The organism is Lysobacter sp. ISL-50, from assembly GCF_018612875.1.
Lineage (GTDB): Bacteria > Pseudomonadota > Gammaproteobacteria > Xanthomonadales > Xanthomonadaceae > Lysobacter.
This window is the reverse complement of record NZ_JAGGRI010000038.1, coordinates 161,461-180,748: the sequence shown is the minus strand read 5'-3', so window position 1 is coordinate 180,748 and position 19,288 is coordinate 161,461. Positions and strand designations below refer to the sequence as shown.

20 protein-coding genes and 1 tRNA gene are annotated in these 19,288 nt (G+C 69.0%); 4 read left to right on the top strand and 17 right to left on the bottom strand.

The features are described 5' to 3' along the window. The first annotated feature begins 250 nt into the window (after nt 1-250). Entirely contained in the window at nt 251-634 is a 384-nt protein-coding gene (locus tag J7J50_RS20715) for a VOC family protein (protein WP_215057043.1), read from the top strand. Between the two features lie 40 nt (nt 635-674). On the opposite strand, the gene J7J50_RS20710 is transcribed toward J7J50_RS20715, so the two are convergent. The 3 genes from J7J50_RS20710 to J7J50_RS20700 form a co-directional block, all read right to left on the bottom strand. After that, on the bottom strand, nt 675-1,637 hold the full coding sequence (locus tag J7J50_RS20710; protein ID WP_215057044.1) for an MBL fold metallo-hydrolase: 963 nt from the start codon (nt 1,635-1,637) through the stop codon (nt 675-677). 194 nt (nt 1,638-1,831) lie between these two features. Beyond that, nucleotides 1,832-2,155, bottom strand: a complete 324-nt coding sequence (locus J7J50_RS20705) for a hypothetical protein (RefSeq protein WP_343222555.1) — start codon at nt 2,153-2,155, stop codon at nt 1,832-1,834. Then, nucleotides 2,152-3,504, bottom strand: coding sequence for a tryptophan--tRNA ligase (locus tag J7J50_RS20700; protein ID WP_215057045.1), 1,353 nt, complete (start codon nt 3,502-3,504; stop codon nt 2,152-2,154). Before J7J50_RS20700 ends, J7J50_RS20705 begins: the two co-directional genes overlap by 4 nt. A gap of 186 nt (nt 3,505-3,690) precedes the next feature. Between J7J50_RS20700 and J7J50_RS20695 the strand changes: the two genes are divergently transcribed. Beyond that, on the top strand, nt 3,691-4,557 hold the full coding sequence (locus tag J7J50_RS20695) for a hypothetical protein (RefSeq protein ID WP_215057046.1): 867 nt from the start codon (nt 3,691-3,693) through the stop codon (nt 4,555-4,557). Nucleotides 4,558-4,728: 171 nt separating this feature from the next. On the opposite strand, the gene J7J50_RS20690 is transcribed toward J7J50_RS20695, so the two are convergent. The 9 genes from J7J50_RS20690 to J7J50_RS20650 all read right to left on the bottom strand — a co-directional run bounded on the left by J7J50_RS20690 (nt 4,729) and on the right by J7J50_RS20650 (nt 12,804). Beyond that, nucleotides 4,729-4,929 (bottom strand): CsbD family protein, encoded by a 201-nt coding sequence (locus J7J50_RS20690; protein WP_215057047.1) that lies wholly within the window; start codon nt 4,927-4,929, stop codon nt 4,729-4,731. Between the two features lie 324 nt (nt 4,930-5,253). Beyond that, on the bottom strand, nt 5,254-5,403 hold the full coding sequence (locus J7J50_RS20685) for an entericidin A/B family lipoprotein (RefSeq protein WP_215057048.1): 150 nt from the start codon (nt 5,401-5,403) through the stop codon (nt 5,254-5,256). A 199-nt stretch (nt 5,404-5,602) separates the two neighbouring features. After that, the gene (gene rocF, locus J7J50_RS20680) at nt 5,603-6,526 is read right to left on the bottom strand and encodes an arginase (RefSeq protein ID WP_215057049.1); all 924 of its coding nucleotides are present in this window, start codon (nt 6,524-6,526) and stop codon (nt 5,603-5,605) included. Between the two features lie 490 nt (nt 6,527-7,016). Further along, nucleotides 7,017-7,092: transfer RNA gene (locus J7J50_RS20675), tRNA-Thr, on the bottom strand. Between the two features lie 100 nt (nt 7,093-7,192). Continuing rightward, nucleotides 7,193-8,035, bottom strand: coding sequence for an SPOR domain-containing protein (locus J7J50_RS20670; protein WP_215057050.1), 843 nt, complete (start codon nt 8,033-8,035; stop codon nt 7,193-7,195). Nucleotides 8,036-8,057: 22 nt separating this feature from the next. Continuing rightward, on the bottom strand, nt 8,058-8,816 hold the full coding sequence (locus J7J50_RS20665; RefSeq protein WP_215057051.1) for a type III pantothenate kinase: 759 nt from the start codon (nt 8,814-8,816) through the stop codon (nt 8,058-8,060). Continuing rightward, a complete protein-coding gene (gene birA / locus J7J50_RS20660) occupies nt 8,813-9,811 on the bottom strand; it encodes a bifunctional biotin--[acetyl-CoA-carboxylase] ligase/biotin operon repressor BirA (RefSeq protein WP_215057052.1) in 999 nt (332 codons plus the stop codon). Before birA ends, J7J50_RS20665 begins: the two co-directional genes overlap by 4 nt. After that, nucleotides 9,811-10,491 (bottom strand): glycerol-3-phosphate 1-O-acyltransferase PlsY, encoded by a 681-nt coding sequence (gene plsY / locus J7J50_RS20655; RefSeq protein WP_215057053.1) that lies wholly within the window; start codon nt 10,489-10,491, stop codon nt 9,811-9,813. The genes birA and plsY overlap by 1 nt, the downstream gene beginning before the upstream one ends. Nucleotides 10,492-10,938: 447 nt before the next feature. Next, nucleotides 10,939-12,804, bottom strand: coding sequence for a DegV family protein (locus tag J7J50_RS20650; protein ID WP_215057054.1), 1,866 nt, complete (start codon nt 12,802-12,804; stop codon nt 10,939-10,941). 149 nt (nt 12,805-12,953) lie between these two features. On the opposite strand from J7J50_RS20650, the gene J7J50_RS20645 reads away from it, so the two are divergent. Together J7J50_RS20645 and J7J50_RS20640 are read left to right on the top strand one after the other, a co-directional pair. Beyond that, entirely contained in the window at nt 12,954-13,229 is a 276-nt protein-coding gene (locus J7J50_RS20645) for a hypothetical protein (RefSeq protein ID WP_215057055.1), read from the top strand. Between the two features lie 53 nt (nt 13,230-13,282). After that, the gene (locus J7J50_RS20640; RefSeq protein ID WP_215057205.1) at nt 13,283-14,038 is read left to right on the top strand and encodes a M90 family metallopeptidase; all 756 of its coding nucleotides are present in this window, start codon (nt 13,283-13,285) and stop codon (nt 14,036-14,038) included. Nucleotides 14,039-14,240: 202 nt separating this feature from the next. On the opposite strand, the gene J7J50_RS20635 is transcribed toward J7J50_RS20640, so the two are convergent. The 5 genes from J7J50_RS20635 to dusA form a co-directional block, all read right to left on the bottom strand. Beyond that, nucleotides 14,241-15,650: a sensor histidine kinase gene (locus tag J7J50_RS20635; RefSeq protein WP_215057056.1), complete on the bottom strand. Its 1,410-nt coding sequence runs from the start codon at nt 15,648-15,650 to the stop codon at nt 14,241-14,243. Nucleotides 15,651-15,804: 154 nt separating this feature from the next. Next, nucleotides 15,805-16,488: a response regulator transcription factor gene (locus J7J50_RS20630; RefSeq protein ID WP_031372686.1), complete on the bottom strand. Its 684-nt coding sequence runs from the start codon at nt 16,486-16,488 to the stop codon at nt 15,805-15,807. A 61-nt stretch (nt 16,489-16,549) separates the two neighbouring features. Further along, nucleotides 16,550-16,897 carry a hypothetical protein gene (locus J7J50_RS24935; protein ID WP_251044061.1) on the bottom strand — a complete coding sequence of 116 codons (348 nt, stop codon included), beginning with the start codon at nt 16,895-16,897 and terminating at the stop codon, nt 16,550-16,552. A gap of 175 nt (nt 16,898-17,072) precedes the next feature. Then, on the bottom strand, nt 17,073-18,008 hold the full coding sequence (locus tag J7J50_RS20620) for an arginine deiminase-related protein (protein ID WP_215057057.1): 936 nt from the start codon (nt 18,006-18,008) through the stop codon (nt 17,073-17,075). A 147-nt stretch (nt 18,009-18,155) separates the two neighbouring features. After that, entirely contained in the window at nt 18,156-19,166 is a 1,011-nt protein-coding gene (dusA, locus tag J7J50_RS20615; protein WP_343222554.1) for a tRNA dihydrouridine(20/20a) synthase DusA, read from the bottom strand. Between the last annotated feature and the right edge of the window lie 122 nt (nt 19,167-19,288).

Sequence of the window (19,288 nt, the reverse complement as noted above, 5' to 3'; positions counted from 1 at the left end):
GGGACCCGGCGCACGTCCATGTGCGCCGCCCTTCGGGTGTCCCTGGTCTCGCGAGTTACAAGCGGCGCCAGGCAATAGCAAAGCCGAAACACACAGCAAAGCGAAGCCGAAGCAAAATCTCGGCAACGGCAACGGCAACGGCAACCGCACAGCACAGCACAGCACAGCAACAGCTATAGCAGCGCCCACGGCACTTCCATCCACACCGCCACCCCGGCACTCTTACCCCACCCCATGCAGGAGCAACGACATGGCCCATCGCAGCCGTCTGGCCGGCTTCATCATCGATTGCGAAACCGGCGATATCGACACCGCCGCTGATTTCTGGAGCGGCGCCCTGGGCCTGGCCCGCGTCGATACCTACGACGACGAAGGCGCGCAGTACGCCGAACTCGCCAATGCCGCCGGCGAACTGCACGTGGAAGTGCAGAAGGTCGATCACCCCTCGCGCGTGCACCTGGACATCGAAAGCGACGACCTCGACGCCGAAGCCGAGCGCCTGGAAAAACTCGGCGCCAAGCGGATCAAGTTCATCAAGCGCTGGTGGGTGATGGAAGCGCCGACCGGCCACCGCTTCTGCATCGTCCGCATGAAGCATCCCGAACTCGGAACGCCGCCCAACGTCTGGGAATGAGCCCGCGCCCTCGACGCGGCGGCGGCATCGCGCCGCGCCCTCAACCGGCTCGCGCCAACCAGATCGCCAACCCCTGCGCATTAAGCTCGACATCCACCGCCAGCACCGCGCGCGTCTGTTCGTCGCTGATCGGGCTGGCATGCGCCTGCGCACGCTCGACGAAGTAGTCCGCCAGTGACTCGGTCAGGCGCGCATGCAGACCGTCGCCGGCTGACTGCGCTTCGCGCGCCATCCGCACCATCGCGTCGATCTGTTCGATCAAGTCCGCGCCCAGCCGTTGCGTGTCGCCGATGCGGCCGTAGTGGGTTATGTACATCCAGTCCGGATCGCGCGCGAGCAAGGTGCGGATCGAAGCTTTCAGCGGTTCGGGCTCGAACTGCACCGGCGATGAGGTCGGCACGATGAAAGGTCCGTGCGCGGAATCGAATTCGCGGTACGACAAGCCGAAGGTGTCGCCGGTGAACCAGCCGCGGCTGCGCTCGTCCCACACGCACAGGTGATGGCGCGCATGGCCGGGCGTATCCACGCACAGCAACGCGCGGCCGGCGAGATCGACGACGTGACCGTCTTCGGCGACGACTACGCGCGGCGCCGGTACCGGCACGATCTCGCCGTAACTGCGCGCCATTTCCTCCGCGCCGTAAACCGCGGTGGCGCCGGCGACCAGGCGCGAGGGATCGATCATGTGCGCCGCGCCGCGCGGATGCACGACCAGGCGCGCGTTGGGCAGACGCTGCATCAGCGCGCCGGCACCGCCGGCGTGGTCCAGGTGCACGTGGGTCAGGATCAGCCAATCGACTTCGGCCGGGGTCAGGCCATGCCGCGCCAGCGCGTCGAGCAAGGCCGGAATCGAATGCTGGGTGCCGCAATCGATGAAGGCCGCGCGACCGTTTTCGATCACCAGGTAGGCGGCATCGAATACCGGCCGGTGGAAACCGGTGTCGATGGTGACGATGCCATGCTCGGCGGAATCGTGCGGCGCAAGTTCGCGGATGGAGGTCATGGCGAAAGCATCGGCGGTGACTGAGCCCGAGTCTATGCCCTCGCAGGTCATGGCGGCGATGCGGCTTTGGTCGGAACGATCTTTTGTGGGAGGGGCTTCAGCCCCGATGCTTTTGGCTCAGATCGCGATGACGGCCCAGGTGATCTGAGCGAAGAGCATCGGGGCTGAAGCCCCTCCTACAAAAGACCTCGATGCTACTCGCGGTAGTCTTTCACTCCGCGCAACCAGCGCCAACGCAGCGCGAAGGCCAACGCCAGCACCGCGAGAAACACGCCATAGCCCAAGGACGTGGCCAGTATCTGCGGCCACATCGCGCCATGCCCGTGCCCGGCATTCATATGCGCCCAATGCACGGCCAGCACGAAGGCGCATACCGACACCGCCAGCGACACCGCATCGAACAACTGCCGCGCCGGTGTCCGCGGCTTGCGCGGATACAGCCAGAACAAGGCGCCGAGGATCGCGAACCACGGCAGAAACAGGATCAACGCCAGGTTGAGTTCGACGAAGCGGCTCACGAATCGGCCGACTCCCGCGCCGCGCCGTCCTTGGCCGCGCGCGCATCGGCTTCGGCTTGGGCGATCGCCGCCACCGCCGCCGCGATCCGCGCCTGCCGCGCGGCATCGACCGGTTCGGCCGCCGCCAGCAACTGCGCCAGCTCCAGGCGCCCGGCCTTGGCCGCGCCGATCAGCTGCCCGATCTCCTTGGGCGCGGCGAAGCCGCGACTTTGCAGCAGCACTTGCTCGCCATCGGCCAGCTTGAAATAGAACTGGCCGTCGGCTTCGCGGTACTGCTTGAACGCCGGCAGCGACGCAGTCTTCGCATCGGCCTTGGCCTCGCCCGCTGGCACCGCGGTCTGCGAAAGATCGCGCAGGCCCACCGCTTCGCGCAGACGCTTCATCATCCCTACGCCGTAGCGCTCGCGCACGCGGCGCGCGCCGTCGATCAGGATCGCTTCGATGTCCTGCGGGCGCGCCATCAGGTTTTCGTACTTCTCGCGCAGCGGCGTAATCTCCGCGTCGATGCGCTCGAACAAGGCCTGCTTGGCTTCGCCCCAGGCGATGCCGTCGGCGAAAGCGCGGCGCATCGCCTGCGTTTCTTCCTCGCTGGCGAAGGCCTGATAAATCTGGAACAAGGCCGAGCCTTCGGTGTCCTTCGGCTCGCCCGGCAAGCGCGAATCGGTAACGATCGAATAGATCAGCTTCTTGAGCTGATCGCGCGGCGCGAACAGCGGGATCGTGTTGTCGTAGCTCTTGCTCATCTTGCGGCCGTCCAGGCCGGGCAAGGTCGCCACGTTTTCTTCGATCAGGGCCTCGGGCAGGACGAAATGCTCGCCGTACAGATGATTGAAGCGCTGGGCGAAATCGCGCGCCATCTCGATGTGCTGGATCTGGTCGCGGCCGACCGGCACCTTGTGCGCGTTGAACACCAGGATGTCGGCCGACATCAGCACCGGATACATGAAAAGGCCCGCGTTGATGCCGGCGTCGTCGTCTTCGCCCTCGTCCCGGTTCTTGTCGACCGCGGCCTTGTAGGCGTGCGCGCGGTTGAGGATGCCCTTGCCGGCGACGCAGGTCAGGAACCAGGCCAGTTCGGGAATCTCGACGATTTCGCTCTGCCGGTAGAACCACACCGTGGCCGGGTCCAGGCCGCAGGCCAGCCATGCCGCGGCGATTTCCAGGGTCGAGCGCTGCACGCGCTCGGGTTCTTGCACCTTGATCAGCGCGTGCAGATCGGCCAGGAAGTAATAGCTCTCCACCTGCGGGGTCCGGCTGGCGGCGATGGCCGGGCGGATCGCGCCGACGTAGTTGCCGAGGTGCGGAGTGCCGGAGGTGGTGATGCCGGTGAGAACGCGGGTCTGGGTCATGGGGATCGCTGGTGGAGCGTGATCGGCCAGTTTAATGGGAAAGCCCGCGCCGGCGCAGGCGACCGGGGCGGCGGCAGGTGCGCGCGGTCGGCGGGGCCCGCCGGCCGGCAAACCCGGCCCGCGGGCGCTTAACCCCACCGCCCGCGACCCGGCGTTTGCAGACTCGAACCCCAAGGAGATCACGCCATGTTCCGCTCGCTAGTCCTGCTCGCCGGCGCCGTGCTGACCGCCGGCGCCTGCACCCCGAGCTACGCCCGCCCCCTGGTCGATGTCGCGGTGATCGACCGCGACAACGGCGACTGGCTGCAGAACTGGTCGCACCGCGGCCAGCAGTGGATCGCCGGCACGCCCGGTCACCGCTATTCGGTGCGCCTGACCAACAGCAGCGACCGGCGCGTGCTGGTGGTGCTGTCGGTGGACGGCGTCAACGCCGTCAGCGGCCAGACCGCCAGCCCGTCGCAGGCCGGTTACGTGCTCGAAGCCTGGCAATCGACCGAGATCAACGGCTGGCGCAAGTCGATGGACGATGTCGCCCAGTTCGTATTCACTGACCTGCCCGACAGCTACGCCGCGCGCACCGGCCGGCCGGACAACGTCGGCGTGATCGGCGTGGCGGTGTTCCAGGAGCGCCAGATCTACCGCCCGGTGTACGAGCAACCGCGCCCGTATCCCTCGCCCTATCCGTACCCTCCCTACGCCCGCGGCGAGCGCGAGAGCGACGCCTCGTCGGCCAAGGCCGAACGCCGCGCCGGCAATGCCGCGCCCGCGCCGGCCGGCGCCGCGCGCGAACAGAACATGACCGCCGACAGCGCCGCCGCGCAATCGATCGGCACCGGCCACGGTGCGCGCGAATGGTCGCCGGTGTCGCAGACCCAGTTCGTCCGCGCGTCGCGTTCGCCGGCGCAGGTGATCCAGTTGCGTTACGACGACTACGCCAACCTGGTCGCGCGCGGCGTGGTGCCGCGTTATCGCGATCCGTATTACTCGCGCAACGTCGAGCCGCGCGCGTTCCCGAACGGCTTCGTCGCCGATCCGCCGTCGCGCGGTTGGTAAGCCACGACAATCGCAGGCGCAGAAAAAACGGGCCGGATGCGAATCCGGCCCGTTTCTCCTCGTACTTGTTCCTCGTAACTCGCCAGCGCGGCGGTCCACACGCCGCGCGGCGATCTCGCCCGATTCACCCGGCCGCGGGCTGCACCGCGGCCGGGGCCTCGGTCACCGCGTTCAGTTCAAGGTCTTGCTGAAGTCGCGCACTTCCTTCTCGGCGCGGTCGCGTTCCCAACCGTAGCGTTCCTGCAATTTACCGGCGAGGTATTCGGAATTGCCCTCGGCGACATCGAACACGTCGTCGGTCAGATCGCCCCACTTGGCCTTGGCCTGGCCCTTGAGCTGGGTCCACTTGCCGGCAATGATGTCTTTGTTCATCGTAAGAACTCCTTCGTTGGGGGATGCGGATTTCGCAAGATGCGCCGATGCAGGCGCTCACTCGCAAGATTCGTGAGGGCAAGGATCGAAACCCGCCCGCACGTACCCGGCTTGCTGCTTGCCGATATCGCGATGCCAGTGTCGCAGCACTCCCATTCGAATCCGGTCACGATTGCGTTAGCCGCGGCTTGATGTCGATGAACACTTTGAATTCTTCAGCTTGGGCTGTGCGCGCGATCGCATCGCGCGCGGTCGCGCGAAAACTTCAGGCAAAAGAAAAGGCCGGATCGCTCCGGCCTTTCCTTGCAGCGAAATCGTTGCGGCTTACTTGCCGTCGCGTACGTCTTCGGCCTTCTGCTCGACCTTTTCACCGGCCTTCTTCACGTCCTTGCCGGCGCCGGCCACGGTGTTGCAGGCGGTCAGGGTGCCGATCGAGAACAGGGCGAGCAGCAACAGGGCAGTCAAACGCTTCATGGGAACTCCTTAGGTCGGTTGCGGGTACCGGATGGGCCGCGCCATTCGTCGCGTCCTGGGCACCGATCAAACGCGAGCGGATGTGAAGCCTGCGTGCAGCGCACGTCGGAGACCCAACAAAACAAAGGCTTGCGCAGCGATCCCTGGGATTGGCGTCAGCCGCGATTCATCGCCGCCAAGCTATCCACGCACGGCGTTTTCAATCGCGCATCAACGTCGATTTTCCGAACAGGCTTTCGACCAGATCCACCGACAGCTTCGCGGTGCGGTTGCGCTTGTCGAGGATCGGATTGAGTTCGACGATGTCCAGCGATGCCAGGCGTCCGTTGTCGGCGATCATCTCCATCACCAACTGCGCTTCGCGATAATTCGGCCCGCCCGGCACAGTGGTGCCCACGCCCGGAGCGATGCTCGGATCGAGGAAGTCCACGTCGAAGCTGACGTGCAGATGGGTGTTGTCGTCCACGCCTTCCAGCGCTTCCTCCATCACCCGCTTCATGCCGATCTCGTCGATGTAGCGCATGTCGTAGACGTCCAGGCCGTACTGCTTGATCAACTGCTTCTCGCCCGGATCGACCGAGCGGATGCCGATCTGGCGGATGTCTTCGGCGCGCATCGCCGGCGCCGGGCCGCCGAGCGTGGTCAGCGCTTCCGGACCGATGCCGCACAGGCACGACACCGGCATGCCGTGGATGTTGCCCGAGGGCGTGACCTGGCTGGTGTTGAAGTCGGCATGCGCGTCGAGCCACAGCACGCGCAGCTGCTTGCCGGTTTCGCGGCAGTGGCGCGCGATCGCGGTGATCGATCCCAGGCCCAGGCAGTGATCGCCGCCGAGCAAGATCGGCATGCGCCCTTCGCGCAGTTCCGCGCCGACCGCGTCCATGACCAGGCGATTCCAGGCCACCACTTCGGGCAGATGGCGATAGCCGTCGACCGGCCTCTGCCAGGGATTGCGCGGGCCGTCCAGATTGCCGCGATCGAGCACATCGACGCCGCGCGCGGCCAGGGCCTCGCCGAGGCCGGCGATGCGCAGCGCTTCCGGTCCCAGGCGCGCGCCGCGATGGCCGGCGCCGACATCGGTGGGGGCGCCGATCAGCGAAACCCGGGGATACGTACGATTCATAAGAATTCCTCTGGCCGCGCTGGCTGACGGATGAGCGCGCGGCATCGATAGGTGAACGCGGCGGATGCCCGCGGCATCGCGCGATCGCCGCAACAGGGCCGCGCATTGCGCTGCGGCCGCCGACGATGCGGCCATTCTAGTGCCTAAGCCCGAGGCTGGCCTACACCGGGGATCTACCGCCGGTTGTGCGCCGACGCGCAGCAACCGTCTTCACGTTCTCGGCGATCCGATCACGGACAACGGCGAGGACGCGTACGTACTCCTGAATTGCGTCAAGCCGGCCCCATCGATGTTGAGATCGTGGAGCGACTGCCTGGTCGGCGCGTGAAGATGTCGCGGTCTGCGGCGTGCGGCAAGAAGCGCAAACGCGGACGTGGCGATCAGGCCAGTGCTTGGCGAAGCACGGGGAAGGTTGATCGAAGCCGAAGATTGCAAATAGGCGATCGCATACCGGGATCGCCCCATCGGGCCAGGACCGCCCGGATCTGCGTGGTGCCGCTTGTCCGAATCGAACGGACGACCGCTCGCTTACAAGGCGAGTGCTCTACCAACTGAGCTAAAGCGGCAAGGTACGTATCGCGGCCACGCGGTGGATCGGTGGCGCCGGCGCATTCTATCGCGCCCGGGTCTCATCGCGACAGCGCGACGCGACCTCGAACGCTCCGGTCAGCCCAATCCGGCGCAGGAACGGCCGCGCCAGCGCGAGGCGCCGGCGGCGCGGCGCAAGGTATCGCCGTTGGCGGTGGTGGTGGCGACGTCGATCCAGGTGGCGCCGCTCGCGCTTTCGCCCAGCGCTTCCACGCGCACGGCGAAACCGGCGGCGCTCAGTTCGTTGCCGCGTTTGCGCGCCGATTCCTCGCTGCGGAAACGCCCCAGGGCGATGGCGTTGGCTTCCGCGCCGCTCATCACGAACAGATCGTTGAAGCCGGCCGCGCGGATGCGTTGCGCGGTGGCCTGCGCGGCTTCGGCGTTGGCGGTCGGCAGATACACGCGCCAGCCGCGCGAACTCTTGGGGCTGGCGCCTTCGCTGCGGCTGGCCATTTTTTGTGCCAGCGGCTGCAGTTTCGCCCGCGCCGCATCGGCCGCGGCGGCATCGGCGAAGGGGCCGACGCTGAAGCATTGCGCCTTGGCCGCGGGTTCAGGCGCGGGCAACGGCGAGGTCGGCGGCGCAGCCGCGGCGGTGACCGCGGCGGGCGGCGTGACCGGCGCTGCCGGTTTTACTGCCTCGGGTGTCGGCGTGGCCGTCGCGCCCGGGGCCGGCGCGCTGTGCGCGGGAGTGTTGGCGACCGGCGGGGCGGCGGCGCTCTGCGTCGCTGACGCGGCCGGACTCGCCGGCGCGGCCGTCGCCGAGCGCTCGATGAGCCGGTCTTCGCCGACGATCTGCAGACGCGCCACGCCCATCGGCAGTTTTTCTTCGGCCGGCGGCGGCGGCGCGGGACGCGCGATCCACCACGCGGCGACGCCGATGTTGAGCGCAAGCAGCAAGACGATGAGGGCGCGGACAAGCATGTGCGGATTCTAGCCTGACGATTCAGCGCGGAGTTTCGACGCCGGCCCAGATCGCGAGGCCTTCCAGCACCAGCGTCGGCGAAGCGATCGGCGTGGGCAGCGCGGCGGCGAGCGCGTCGCTGCCGCCGCCGTGCAGCAACAGGCGCGGCACCGCGCCGAGTTTCAACTTGCCCGCCAGCAGGCTGCGCTCGATCAAGGCCAGGGCGGCGCCGTCGCAGCCCGAGGCCAGCGCGTCCTCGGTGTCGGCGGCGAAGGCCATGCGCTCGCCGCCGAGTTCGGGCAATTGCGGCGCGCGCGCGTGCAGCGCTTCGCGCATCAGCGTCGGCGACGGCGCGATCAGGCCGCCGTGGTGCTGGCCGCGGGCGTCGATCAGGTCGATGGTCAGCGCGGTACCGACACCGCAGATCAGCGCCGCGCCCTGCCCTTGCGCATGCGCGCCGAGCAAGGCGAGAAACCGGTCGACGCCCAACTTGCGCGGCTCGGCATAGGCGATGCGCACTTCGCCGAAACCGGGCAGCGCGAAGCGCGTTTGCGTGCGCGCGATCGAGATCCGCGCGCAGCGCTCGCTCAGCGCCTGCAGCACGGCCATGCGCTGGGCCGGATGGGCGACGCTGGCCAGATAAGCCACGTCGATGCGTTCGCGCGGCAGCGCCTGCGCCAACGCCGCGGCGATGTCTTCTTCGCGATGCGGCAAGGCCAGCGCCGGGCCGGGGCGGCCGTCGGCGCGCAGCGGCGCGCACTTGAGCCGGGTATTGCCCAGGTCGAACAACCACGCGTTCATCGCGCGTCCTCGCCGGTGCGGCGCACGCTGACTTCGCCGGCATGGAAGCGGCGTTCTTCGCCGGAAGGCAGGCGCACGCGCAAGGCGCCGTCGTCGGCCAGTCCGACCGCGTGGCCTTGGTGCTCGGCGTCGGCGCCGTGCACGCTCACCGCCTGCCCGGCCAATGCGTCGAAGGCCGCGTAGCGTTCGATGAAAGGCGCCAGGCCGGCGCCGTCGAATTCATCCAGCGCCGGCAGCAGCGCATCCAGCAACGCCGCGGCGACCGCGTTGCGCGACAGCGCGCGCGGGTCCGCCAAGCTCGCCAGATCGCACCAGGGCTGATCGATCTGCGCGGCCGCGGCGGCCGGCATGCGCACGTTGAGGCCCAGGCCGATCACCGCGCGCGCCGGGCCGGCGTATTCGCCGCCGCCTTCGATCAACAGGCCGCCGAGCTTGCGCAGGCCGGCGCGGTCGAGCACGACCAGATCGTTCGGCCACTTCAGCCGCACCGCATCGAAACCCAGGCCGTGCAGGGCCTGGACCGCGGCGATGCCGGCGACCAGGCTCAATCCGCCCAGCCGGGCCAGACCACCGCCGAAGGAACGCACCAGCGACAGATAGACATGCGCCGCCAGCGGCGAGGCCCAGACCCGCCCGCGCCGTCCGCGGCCGCCGGTCTGGCGTTCGGCCAGCAGCACCGCCGCGCCCTGCGCGGGCGTGGCCCGGCGCAGCAGCTCGCTGTTGGTCGAATCGATGCTCCAGGCGACGTCGAGTTCGGCCAAGCGTTCACGCGCACCGGCGTCCAGGGCCGAGGCGATCGCCTCGGCGTCGAGCAGATCCAGCGGCTGCGACAGCGCGTAGCCGCGGCCGGGCTTGGCCTCGATCGCCACGCCGGCGTCGCGCAGGGCCTCGATCCGCTTCCAAACCGCGGCGCGGGTCTGCCCGGCCGCGCTGGCCAAGGCGTCGCCGGTGGCCGGACCTGCGATCAGGCGTTGCAGCAGTGCGCGATCGTCCATCAGCTCCGGCGCCAACGCTGCAGCAGGCGCGCCCGGGCGAAGCGCGATTCGGTGCCGGCGCGCAACCGCGCCAGATTGCCGCGATGGGTGAACACGATCAGCGCCGCGGCCGCGAGCGAAAACCACAGGCGCGGCATGCCGGCATCGGTGATCCAGGCCAGCAGCGGCAGGCTCAGCGCCGCGATCACCGTGGCCAGCCCGACGTACCCGCTGGCCACGAGCACCAGCGCCCAGATCGCCACCAGCACCGGCAGCGCGAACGGCCACAGCACCGCCAGCCCGCCGACCAGGGTCGCCGCGCCCTTGCCGCCGCGAAAACCGTGCCAGATCGGCCAGACGTGACCGAGCGCCGCGGCGAACGCGGCCAGATAGCCGTGCGAAGTCACCGACCAATTCGCCGCGACCGGCGCGAAGCGCAGCGCCAGCCAGGTCGCGAGCGCGCCCTTGCCGATATCGATCGCGACCACGCCGAGGGCGAAGCGCAGCCCTTGGGTGCGAAACGCGTTGGTGCCGCCGGCGTTGCCGCTGCCGTGCTGGCGGATGTCCACGCCGCGCAACTTGCCGAGCAGCAGGCTGCCCGACAGCGAACCGATCAAGTAAGCGGCCACCAGCAACAGCACCGACAGCGGCGCCACGGCGGTGGCGGCGGACAACGGCGGTGTGAGAGCGGCGAACGGCATGCGCGGATTATGCGGGACGGCGCCGGGTTTGCAGCGTCGCGCCGGCGGGACCGGGCATTGCGCGGACGGCTATTGCACGTCGCGATCGCGGTTCCGCGGCGGGTTGCGAGCGACGCGAGTCGGGGCTGAAGCCCCTCCCACAAGAAACGCCGATGCGGCGATGGCTTTTTGTGAGAGGGGCCAACACCGATGCGGCGAGGTCTGTTATGGCAGGGGCCAGCACCGATCGCGATCGTGGTTTCGCGGCGGGTGCGAGCGGCGCGAGTCGGGGCTGAAGCCCCTCCCACAAGAAACGCCGATGCAACGAGGGCTTTTGTGGGAAGGGCCAGCACCGATGCGACGAGGTCTTTCTGGGAGGGACTAGCGCCGAGGCAGCGAGGTCTTTTGTGGGAGGGGCTTCAGCCCCGACTCGCGCCACCCCGCCATCGAAGAACTGCGATCGCCCGCTTATGCCGCCGAGTCCGCCACCGGCTGTAACGACACCAGCAAGGCGCCGCGCCCGGCATGCGCGCCCAGCGCCGGCCCGGTCTCGACCACCCAGGCCTGCTCCAGGTCCAGCCGCCGGCGCAGCGCTTCGAGCAGGCGCTCGCCGTCCATGCGCGCATCGCAATGGCCGACGATCGCGCGCCACCGCAGCCCGCGCGGGCTGCGTTTGGCGATGTAGCGGGCGAACGCCTCTGGCGCGCCGGCCTTGGCGAACAGCCCGCCGCTGACGCCGAGACGCCCATCGGGCCTGACCTTGGCGATCGGGGTCAAGCCGGTGAAGCGCACCACCGGCCCGGCCCAGGGCGGAATGCGGCCGCCGCGCACGGCATGCGAGATGTCGCGCGCCATCGCCCAGGTGGCGGTCAGCGGACGCAGGCGTTCGAGCTCGGCGACGATCGCCGCCAGCTCGATCCCGTCCGCCGCCAGCTCGGCCGCGCGCCAGGCCAGCAAGGCCTGCCCGCCGGCGGCGTTGAAGGTGTCGAACACCTGCACCCGCCCGCTGCCGTCGGCGCGTCCGGCGGCCTGCTCGCCCGACTGCAAGGTGCCCGAGACCGCGCGCGACAGGCCCACGTACAGCACCTGGGCGCGATGGCCCAGGAGGAATTCGAAGACCCGGCGGAAATCGCCGGGCGGCGGCTGGCTGGTGCGCGGCTGCTCGGCCTGCGGCCGGGCCGCGCCGGCGGCCATGCGACGGTAGAACTCGGCGGTGGCCAGGCCGACCTTGTCCAGGTAATCGCGACCGTCCACCGACACCCGCACCGGCACGGTGTGCAGGCCGTAGCGTTCGGCCAGTTCCTCCGGCAGGTCGGCGGCGCTGTCGGTGACCACCGCCACCCGCTGCACCCGTTCCACGCTGCGTTGCTGCGCCAGCATGTCGTCGGCCTTCATGCCTTCAACCGCGCCGTGGCCGGCGCAGACATCGAACAAAGCCTGCGGCGAGGCGACGTGGCCGTGCACGCGCAGACGCGTGCTGCCGCCGGCCAGCACCAGCGAGTCGGCGCCGATCGCTTCCAGCGCGTCGCGCACGGCTTCGCGCGACAGTTCGGTGCCGATCAGCAGGCATTCGCTGCACCAGCGCCGGTGCGGGTCCACCGTGTCGTGCCGGATCGGAATCTGCGCATCGCCGGCGCCGTGCGCATGGCCGGCGCAGGCTTCGTTCGCGGCCCCGGCGGCGCCGTGCATGCGCAGCGTGCGCGGCCCGCCATCGACGAATTCGGCGATGCCTTCGAGCAGATCGACGAAGCCCTGCGCGCCGGCATCGACCACGCCGGCTCGCTGCAGCAAGGCCATCTGCTGGGGCGTGCGGGCCAGGGCGATGCGGGCGCGCGCCAGCGCGGCCGCGAAGCCCGGACGCGGATCGCCGTCGGCGCTGGCCCGGGCGGCTTCGTCCAGGGCGTCGGCGAAGGCGTTGATCACGCTCAGGATGGTGCCCTCGACCGGGTGCGCGAGCGCGGCGCGGGCGTTGCCGGCGCCATGGCGCACCGAGGCGGCCAGGGTGGTCGCGTCCAGTTCCGGCTGGGTGCGCGCGTGCTCGGCGACCCCGTACAGGAACTGCGCCAGGATCGCCCCGGAATTGCCGCGCGCGCCGTCGATGGCGTCGTCGCCGATGCGCCGCAGCAGTTCGCCGATATGCCGGCTGCGCCGGCTCAGCGCCCCGTTCAGCAGGCTGCCCAGGGTGTGTGCGAGGTTGTTGCCGGTGTCGCCGTCGGCGACCGGGAAAACGTTGATCCGATTGAGGGTGTCGCGGCCGGCGATGACCCGCCGGGCGCCCGCGATCAGGGCCCGGCGCAGCGCCGGAGCGGTCAGCGGAAGACGGGCGATCGCCATGGCCGCAGTCTGGCGCAAACCTGAGCAGGCCCTTGCTGCGCCGCAGCACGCCCGGCCCGGCCGAGTCGCCGGATTCGGTATGCAATTCGCGTTATAGTCGGCAATCGCTCACGGCCTGTCGGGCCGCGCCGACCCCCAAGGATTCCGCCATGTTACGGATCTGCCTGTGCCTGCTGTTCGCTTTCGCCAGCCTGGCCATTACCGAGGTCAGCGCGCGCGAGGTCAACAAGCTCAGCCCCAACGACGCCTGCTCCGACAGCGCCGCATCGCGCAAGGACACGGCGGTACGCAGCACCGGCCGCAACACCGCTCCGGCGACCGCGCGCGACACCAAGGCCAAGCCGAGCATGCACAGCGACTCCGACAACAGCAATCGCCTGCAGTCGCCGCGCTGGCACAATTTCCTGCCGGGCATGTTCCGCTGATCATTCGGCCTTAAGTCAACCGGCTCGCCCGTTTCCACCACCGCGCTTCGCAGATCCCCTTGTTCGAGTTCCTGCGCCGTCTGCGGCGCCCTCCCGCACCTGTCGGCGACACCGTCTGGCGCGACGCCGTCGCCGCCGTGCCGTGGGCGCGAGCGCTGGATGAAACCCGCCGCGAACGCCTGCGCGCGCTGACCGCTCGGTTCCTGCACGAGAAGACCATCAGCCCGATCGGCGAGCTGGAACTGGGCCCGGCCCAGCGCGCGCAACTGGCCATGCTGTGCTGCCTGCCGCTGCTGGAATTCGGCGAAGAAGGTTTGCGCGGCTGGTCGCAGCTGATCGTTTATCCCGATGCGTTCCGGGTCAATCGAAGCCACACCGACGCGGCCGGGGTTCTGCACGAATGGCAGGACGAATTGATCGGCGAATCCTGGGACGCCGGGCCGCTGATCCTGTCCTGGGCCGATGTCCAGGCCGACTGCGAAGACCCGCGCGCGGGCTTCTGCGTGGCCGCGCACGAGATGGCGCACAAGCTCGATGTGCTGGACGGCGTGCTCGACGGCACGCCGCCGTTGCCGCGTCCGTGGCAGCGCGAGTGGGCGCGCGATTTCCAGCTCGCTTACGACGATTTCATCGAACGGGTGGACGACCGGCGCGAAACGCTGATCGATCCCTATGCCGCTGAAGCGCCGGAAGAGTTCTTTGCTGTGGTTACCGAATACCACTTCAGCGATCCGGCGGCGCTGCGCGGGCAGATGCCGGCGGTCGCCGGGCATCTGCAGCGCTTTTACGGGCCGTCGCCGTTTGCTTGAAAGGATTTTGTGGGAGGGGCGGCTCTTGTGGGAGGAGGCTCTTGTGGGAGGGGCTTCAGCCCCGATGCTTTTCGATCAGGCCTGTGGAAAGTTCATGGCGAGCTGAGAGAAAAGCATCGGGGCTGAAGCCCCTCCCACAAGAGCCGCCCCTCCTACAAGAGCCGCCCTTCCCACAAAAACAGCGTCAGCCGCACCGAGTCGATCACAACCCCGGCGGCAACTTCACTTCGAACCGCGTGCCGCCCAGTTCCTGCGACGGGGTGACATCCAAAGTGCCGCGGTAACCACGCACCAGGTCCTGCACGATCGCCAGACCGATGCCGTGGCCCTGCACGCGTTCGTCGCCGCGCACGCCGCGCTGGAGGATCGAGGCGACTTTATCCGGGGCGATGCCGGGGCCGTCGTCGTCCACCGCCAGCAGCAGGCCCGGACGGCGGTTGGCCGCGACTTCGCCGGGCTTCACCGTCAGCAGCACCCGCGAGTTCGCCCACTTGAACGCGTTCTCCAGCAGGTTGCCGAGCAGTTCCTGCAGATCGCCCGGCTCGCCGTGGAATTGCACGCCGTCGGCCAGGTCGAATTCGCACAGGATGCCCTTGGGCGCGTAGACCTTTTCCAGGCCGCGCACGATCTCTTCCGCATGCGGCTCGATCGCCACGGGCGCGGCGAACAAGGCGTGGCCGCCGGAAGCCGCGCGCGCGAGCTGGTAGGACACCAGATCGTTCATGCGCCGCAGCTGGATGTCGACGTCTTCGCGCAATTCCGGATCGATCGGCACCGGGCCGTTCTGATCGTCCAGGCGCGCGCGCAGCACCGCCAGCGGGGTTTTCAGGCTGTGGGCCAGATCGGCCAGGGTGTTGCGCTGGCGGTCGAGGTTTTCGCGCTCGCTCTCGATGAAGGCGTTGATGCTCTCGGTCAGCGGCTCCAGCTCGCGCGGGTGGCGCTCGCTCATGCGCGAGGCCAGGCCGCGCTGCACGCGCTTGAGTTCCTCGATCACCCGCTTCAGCGGACGCAGGCTCCATTGCATGATCAAGGCCTGCAGCAACAGCAGGATCACGCCGGCGCCGCCCAGATAACGCCACAGCGCCTGACGGAACACCGCGACCTGATGGCGCAGCGCGCTGGTGTCTTCGAGGATGTAGATCGTGTACTGGAACTCGGACTTGGAATCGCCGTCCACGCTCCAGATCAGGCCGCGGCCGTAGCGGTAGGCCTCGCCGGAGCGGCCGCTGATTTCGGTCAGCGGCAGCGGGCCGTCGAAGGTTTCCTGCGTCGGCTTGAGCATGCCGCCGTCGGGCAGCACCGGGCCCTGGGCCGATACCGAGTCCCAGTGGTCGTTGGGCAGGATCACTTCGGCGTACAAGCCGCTGCCGGGCCGGTCGAAGCGCGGATCGGGCGGGTCGTAGGGCGGGATGATTTCGCCGCCGCGGCCGAAATCGGTGTCGGCGGCGTAGGCCAGCGCGTAACTGGTCAGGCGCTGGCGCAGGTTGTTTTCCGCGGTTTCCAGGAAGGCGCGGTCCAGCGCCACGCCGGCCAGGGCCAGGAACGCGAGCAGGCCGAGGCTGGCGGCCAGCAACTGGCGCGCGCGCAACGACCGGGGCTGTCCCCAGCTCATGGCGTCGGGCGGGCCGTCCGGCCCGCATCGGTGGGAGGCGCGGGCCTCATGGATCGGTGAAACTCCTGGAAAACGCTCGCCGCGGGCGGATACGGCCTAGTAGATCGCCGCCGCGCGAACGCTGTCAAACCTCATCGGCGGCGACGGCCGAAGCTCAGTCGCCGCTGCGCGGGATGGCGAAACGGTAGCCGCGGCCGCGCACGGTCTCGATCGGCTTGAGCGCGCCGTCCGGGTCGAGCTTCTTGCGCAGACGGCCGATGAAGACTTCCAGCACGTTGGAGTCGCGGTCGAAGTCCTGCTGGTAGATGTGCTCGGTGAGGTCGGCCTTCGAGACCAGCTCGCCGGCGTGCATCATCAGGTACTCCAGCACCTTGTATTCGTAGCTGGTCAGGTCGACGTTGCCGCCGTTGACGCTGACCGTCTGCGCGGCCAGATCCAGCATCACCGGGCCGCATTCCAGGGTGGGCTTGCTCCAGCCGGCGGCGCGGCGGACCAGCGCGTTGAGGCGGGCGAGCAGTTCTTCGACGTGGAAGGGCTTGACCAGGTAGTCGTCGGCGCCCTGCTTGAGGCCTTCGACCTTGTCCTGCCAGCTCGAGCGCGCGGTGAGGATCAGCACCGGGAATTTCTTGCCCTCGTCGCGCAGGGCCTTGATCAGTTCCATGCCGGACATCTTCGGCAGGCCCAGATCGATGATTCCCAGGTCGAACGGCACCTCGCGGCCCATGTACAGGCCTTCCTCGCCGTCTTGCGCGGCATCGACCGCGAAGCCCTCGCGCTTCAGGCGCGCGGCCAGGGTCTCGCGCAACGGCGCTTCGTCTTCGACCAGCAGAATTCGCATGGGCACTCCCTTGATGATATGCAGCCCGACAGGATCGTTTTGTGGACTGTCGGTGCGAAGGTTAGTCGTTGTCGTTGTCTTCGCGGCGTGTAGGACGGTCGTCGTCGCGGCGCCCCCGCTGCTGCGGGTCGTCCATATAGATCTTGACCCGGCCGGTGGAGTCCACCACCTTGACCCGGTTTACGTCGCGACCGTCGAAAGGGATGCGTTCGGCGCTGAGCACCTGGCCGCCGCCGCTTTCGCGCTCGAACCGGCGGACCGAGTTGGACAGCGAACTGCGGTCCTCGCGGCGCTCGTGGCCGCGCCAGGGGCGGCCGCCGTCGTCTTGCTGCGCCCAGGCGCCGCCGGCCGCCGCCAGGGAGGCGACGAGCAGCAACAACGACGGGACGCGGGCGGACCGGATGCTCATGACGTTCGAGGATGACCCCAGCGGAACAATAATGTGGCGAAGTTGCAGCGTGCAGGCATTTTCGAAACGTTGCGGTGAATCCGATCTGAACTTTTCCGCCTTATCCCAGCCGCCATTCAGGCCGGCCGGACCCCGGTCACACGTTGCGACCGCGGCCGCCCAGGCGACAGGCCCATCAAAAGATCTCGCCGACGCAGCAGCGCAGCGAGCCGCCGCCGGCCTCGATGGCGTCCAGCTCGACCGTGGACACGGCGAACCCGGCGCGGGCCAGCGCCGCGCGCGTGGGCTCGCTCAGCGCCCGTCCGGCGGCGGCGCTCATCCACAGGCCATAGGTCGATAAAGCGATCGAATTGGCGACGAAAGCCGCATGTTCGGCCGCCGGCAGAACGATGCCGTTGGGCGCGTAGAACCCGGCGATGGCCTCGGCCACGGCCGGATCGGCGAATCCGCCCGGGCACACCAGCGCGGCGCGCCCGGCCAGCACCGCCAGGATCACGTTGGTGTGGTATTCGCCCGGCGCCAGCTCGAACATCAGGGTCGCGCGCAGGCCCAGGGCGCGGTGCATCAGCCGCGCGCCCTGCTCGTCGCAGCGCTCCGACAAGCCGGCGAAGCCCAGGCCGCGGGCGCGGTCGATCACCAGCGCGCCGGTGAGTTCGCAGGCATGCGGTTGGGTGGACAGGTCCACTTCCGGATACCCCAGCACCTCGCCGAAGAAGGCGCGGATGTCCTCGCGCCGGGCTTCGCGCTGGCGCACCGGATGGCGCATGCGCCCGACCACGTAGCGCGGTTGCGCGCCGACGGCGGCGTCGCCGCGGCCGGTGGCGAAGACGTTGTTCGGGAACAGCGCGTCCGGGGTGACCGGGTCGCCGGCGAAGCAGATCGTCGGCAGCGACAGCGACAAGGCGCGGTGCAGGTCGCGGTGCTGGGCGCTGGCGCGATCGGGGTCGAAGGCGGCGGCCTGGGCCATGTAGCGGTTGTCGCCGGCCGATTGCTCGGCGCGGGCGAAGCCGTCGGGCGCGACCAGGAACGCTGCGCGCGCCGTGGCCGGGCCGAAATCCGATCCGAGTGTGCGGGCATGGTCGAAGAAGCTGTGCAGGTCGCGGGTGATCATCGGCTTGAGCTCATGCGCAAGGGCGACAGGCGCCGGCCGTGGCGGCTGCGGCGATCGCGTTGTTGGGACGGCGGGGTCGCGACAGCGGTTGCGGAACAGCGAGCGTGATGCGGGCTCGCGCCCGCCGTCAGGTCTGCGGGCGCGGCCTCAGGCCGCATCGCGCGCGGCGAAGGATTCGGTCACCGCCAGCGCCTGCTCGATCAGCGTCCAGTCCGCGCCGGGCTTGTGCGCGCCTTCGCTGAGCACCTGCCGGAACGCGCGGCCGCCGCGCTCGCCGTGGAACAGGCCGAGCATGTGCCGGGTCATGTGCTTGAGGAACACGCCGCGTTCGAGCTGGCTTTCCACGTAGGGCCGCAGCGAACGCAGCAACTCGGCGCGACTGCGCAACTCGCCGCCGAACCAGGCGGTATCGAGCCGGTGCAGCACGTAGGGTTCGTGATACGCGGCGCGGCCGAGCATCGCGCCGTCGGCGTGATCCAGGTGCGAGGCGGCTTCTTCCGGCGTGGCGATGCCGCCGTTGACGATCACCTGCAAATGCGGGCGTTCGCGCTTGAGCCGGTAGGCCCAGTCGTAGCGCAGCGGCGGCACTTCGCGGTTTTCCTTCGGCGACAGGCCCTTGAGCCAGGCGTTGCGCGCATGCACGACGAACATGCCGCAACCGGCCGCGGCGACCTCGTCGATGAAGGCGAGGAAGCCTTCGAAGCGATGATCGTCGTCCACGCCGAGCCGGCACTTCACCGTCACCGGCACGTCGCAGGCCGCGACCATCGCCGCGACCGACGCGGCCACCAGCGCCGGCTCGCGCATCAGGCAGGCGCCGAAGCGTCCGGCCTGGACCCGGTCGGACGGGCAGCCGCAATTGAGGTTGATCTCATCGAAACCGCGCTCGGCGCCGATCCGCGCCGCCTGCGCCAGCAACGCCGGCTCGCTGCCGCCGAGCTGCAGCGCCACCGGATGCTCGACCGGGTCCATCGCCAGCAAACGCGCGCGATCGCCGTGGATGACCGCGTTGGCGTGGACCATTTCGGTATACAGCCGAGCATGCGGGGCCAGGACGCGGTGGAAGACGCGGCAGTGGGAATCGGTCCAGTCCATCATCGGGGCGACCGATAACCGAATCGCTTGCGGGGTCAACGATTTTTCTATTTTTTCAATCACTTACAAAATCCGCCCTGCCCATTGAGTCCTGCAAAATCCTGCTAAATCCGCCCCACGATGTAGTAACCAGTTTACCAAGCGCTGGGGTGCTACACCGGATGGCAACACTGCAACCGCGCGGC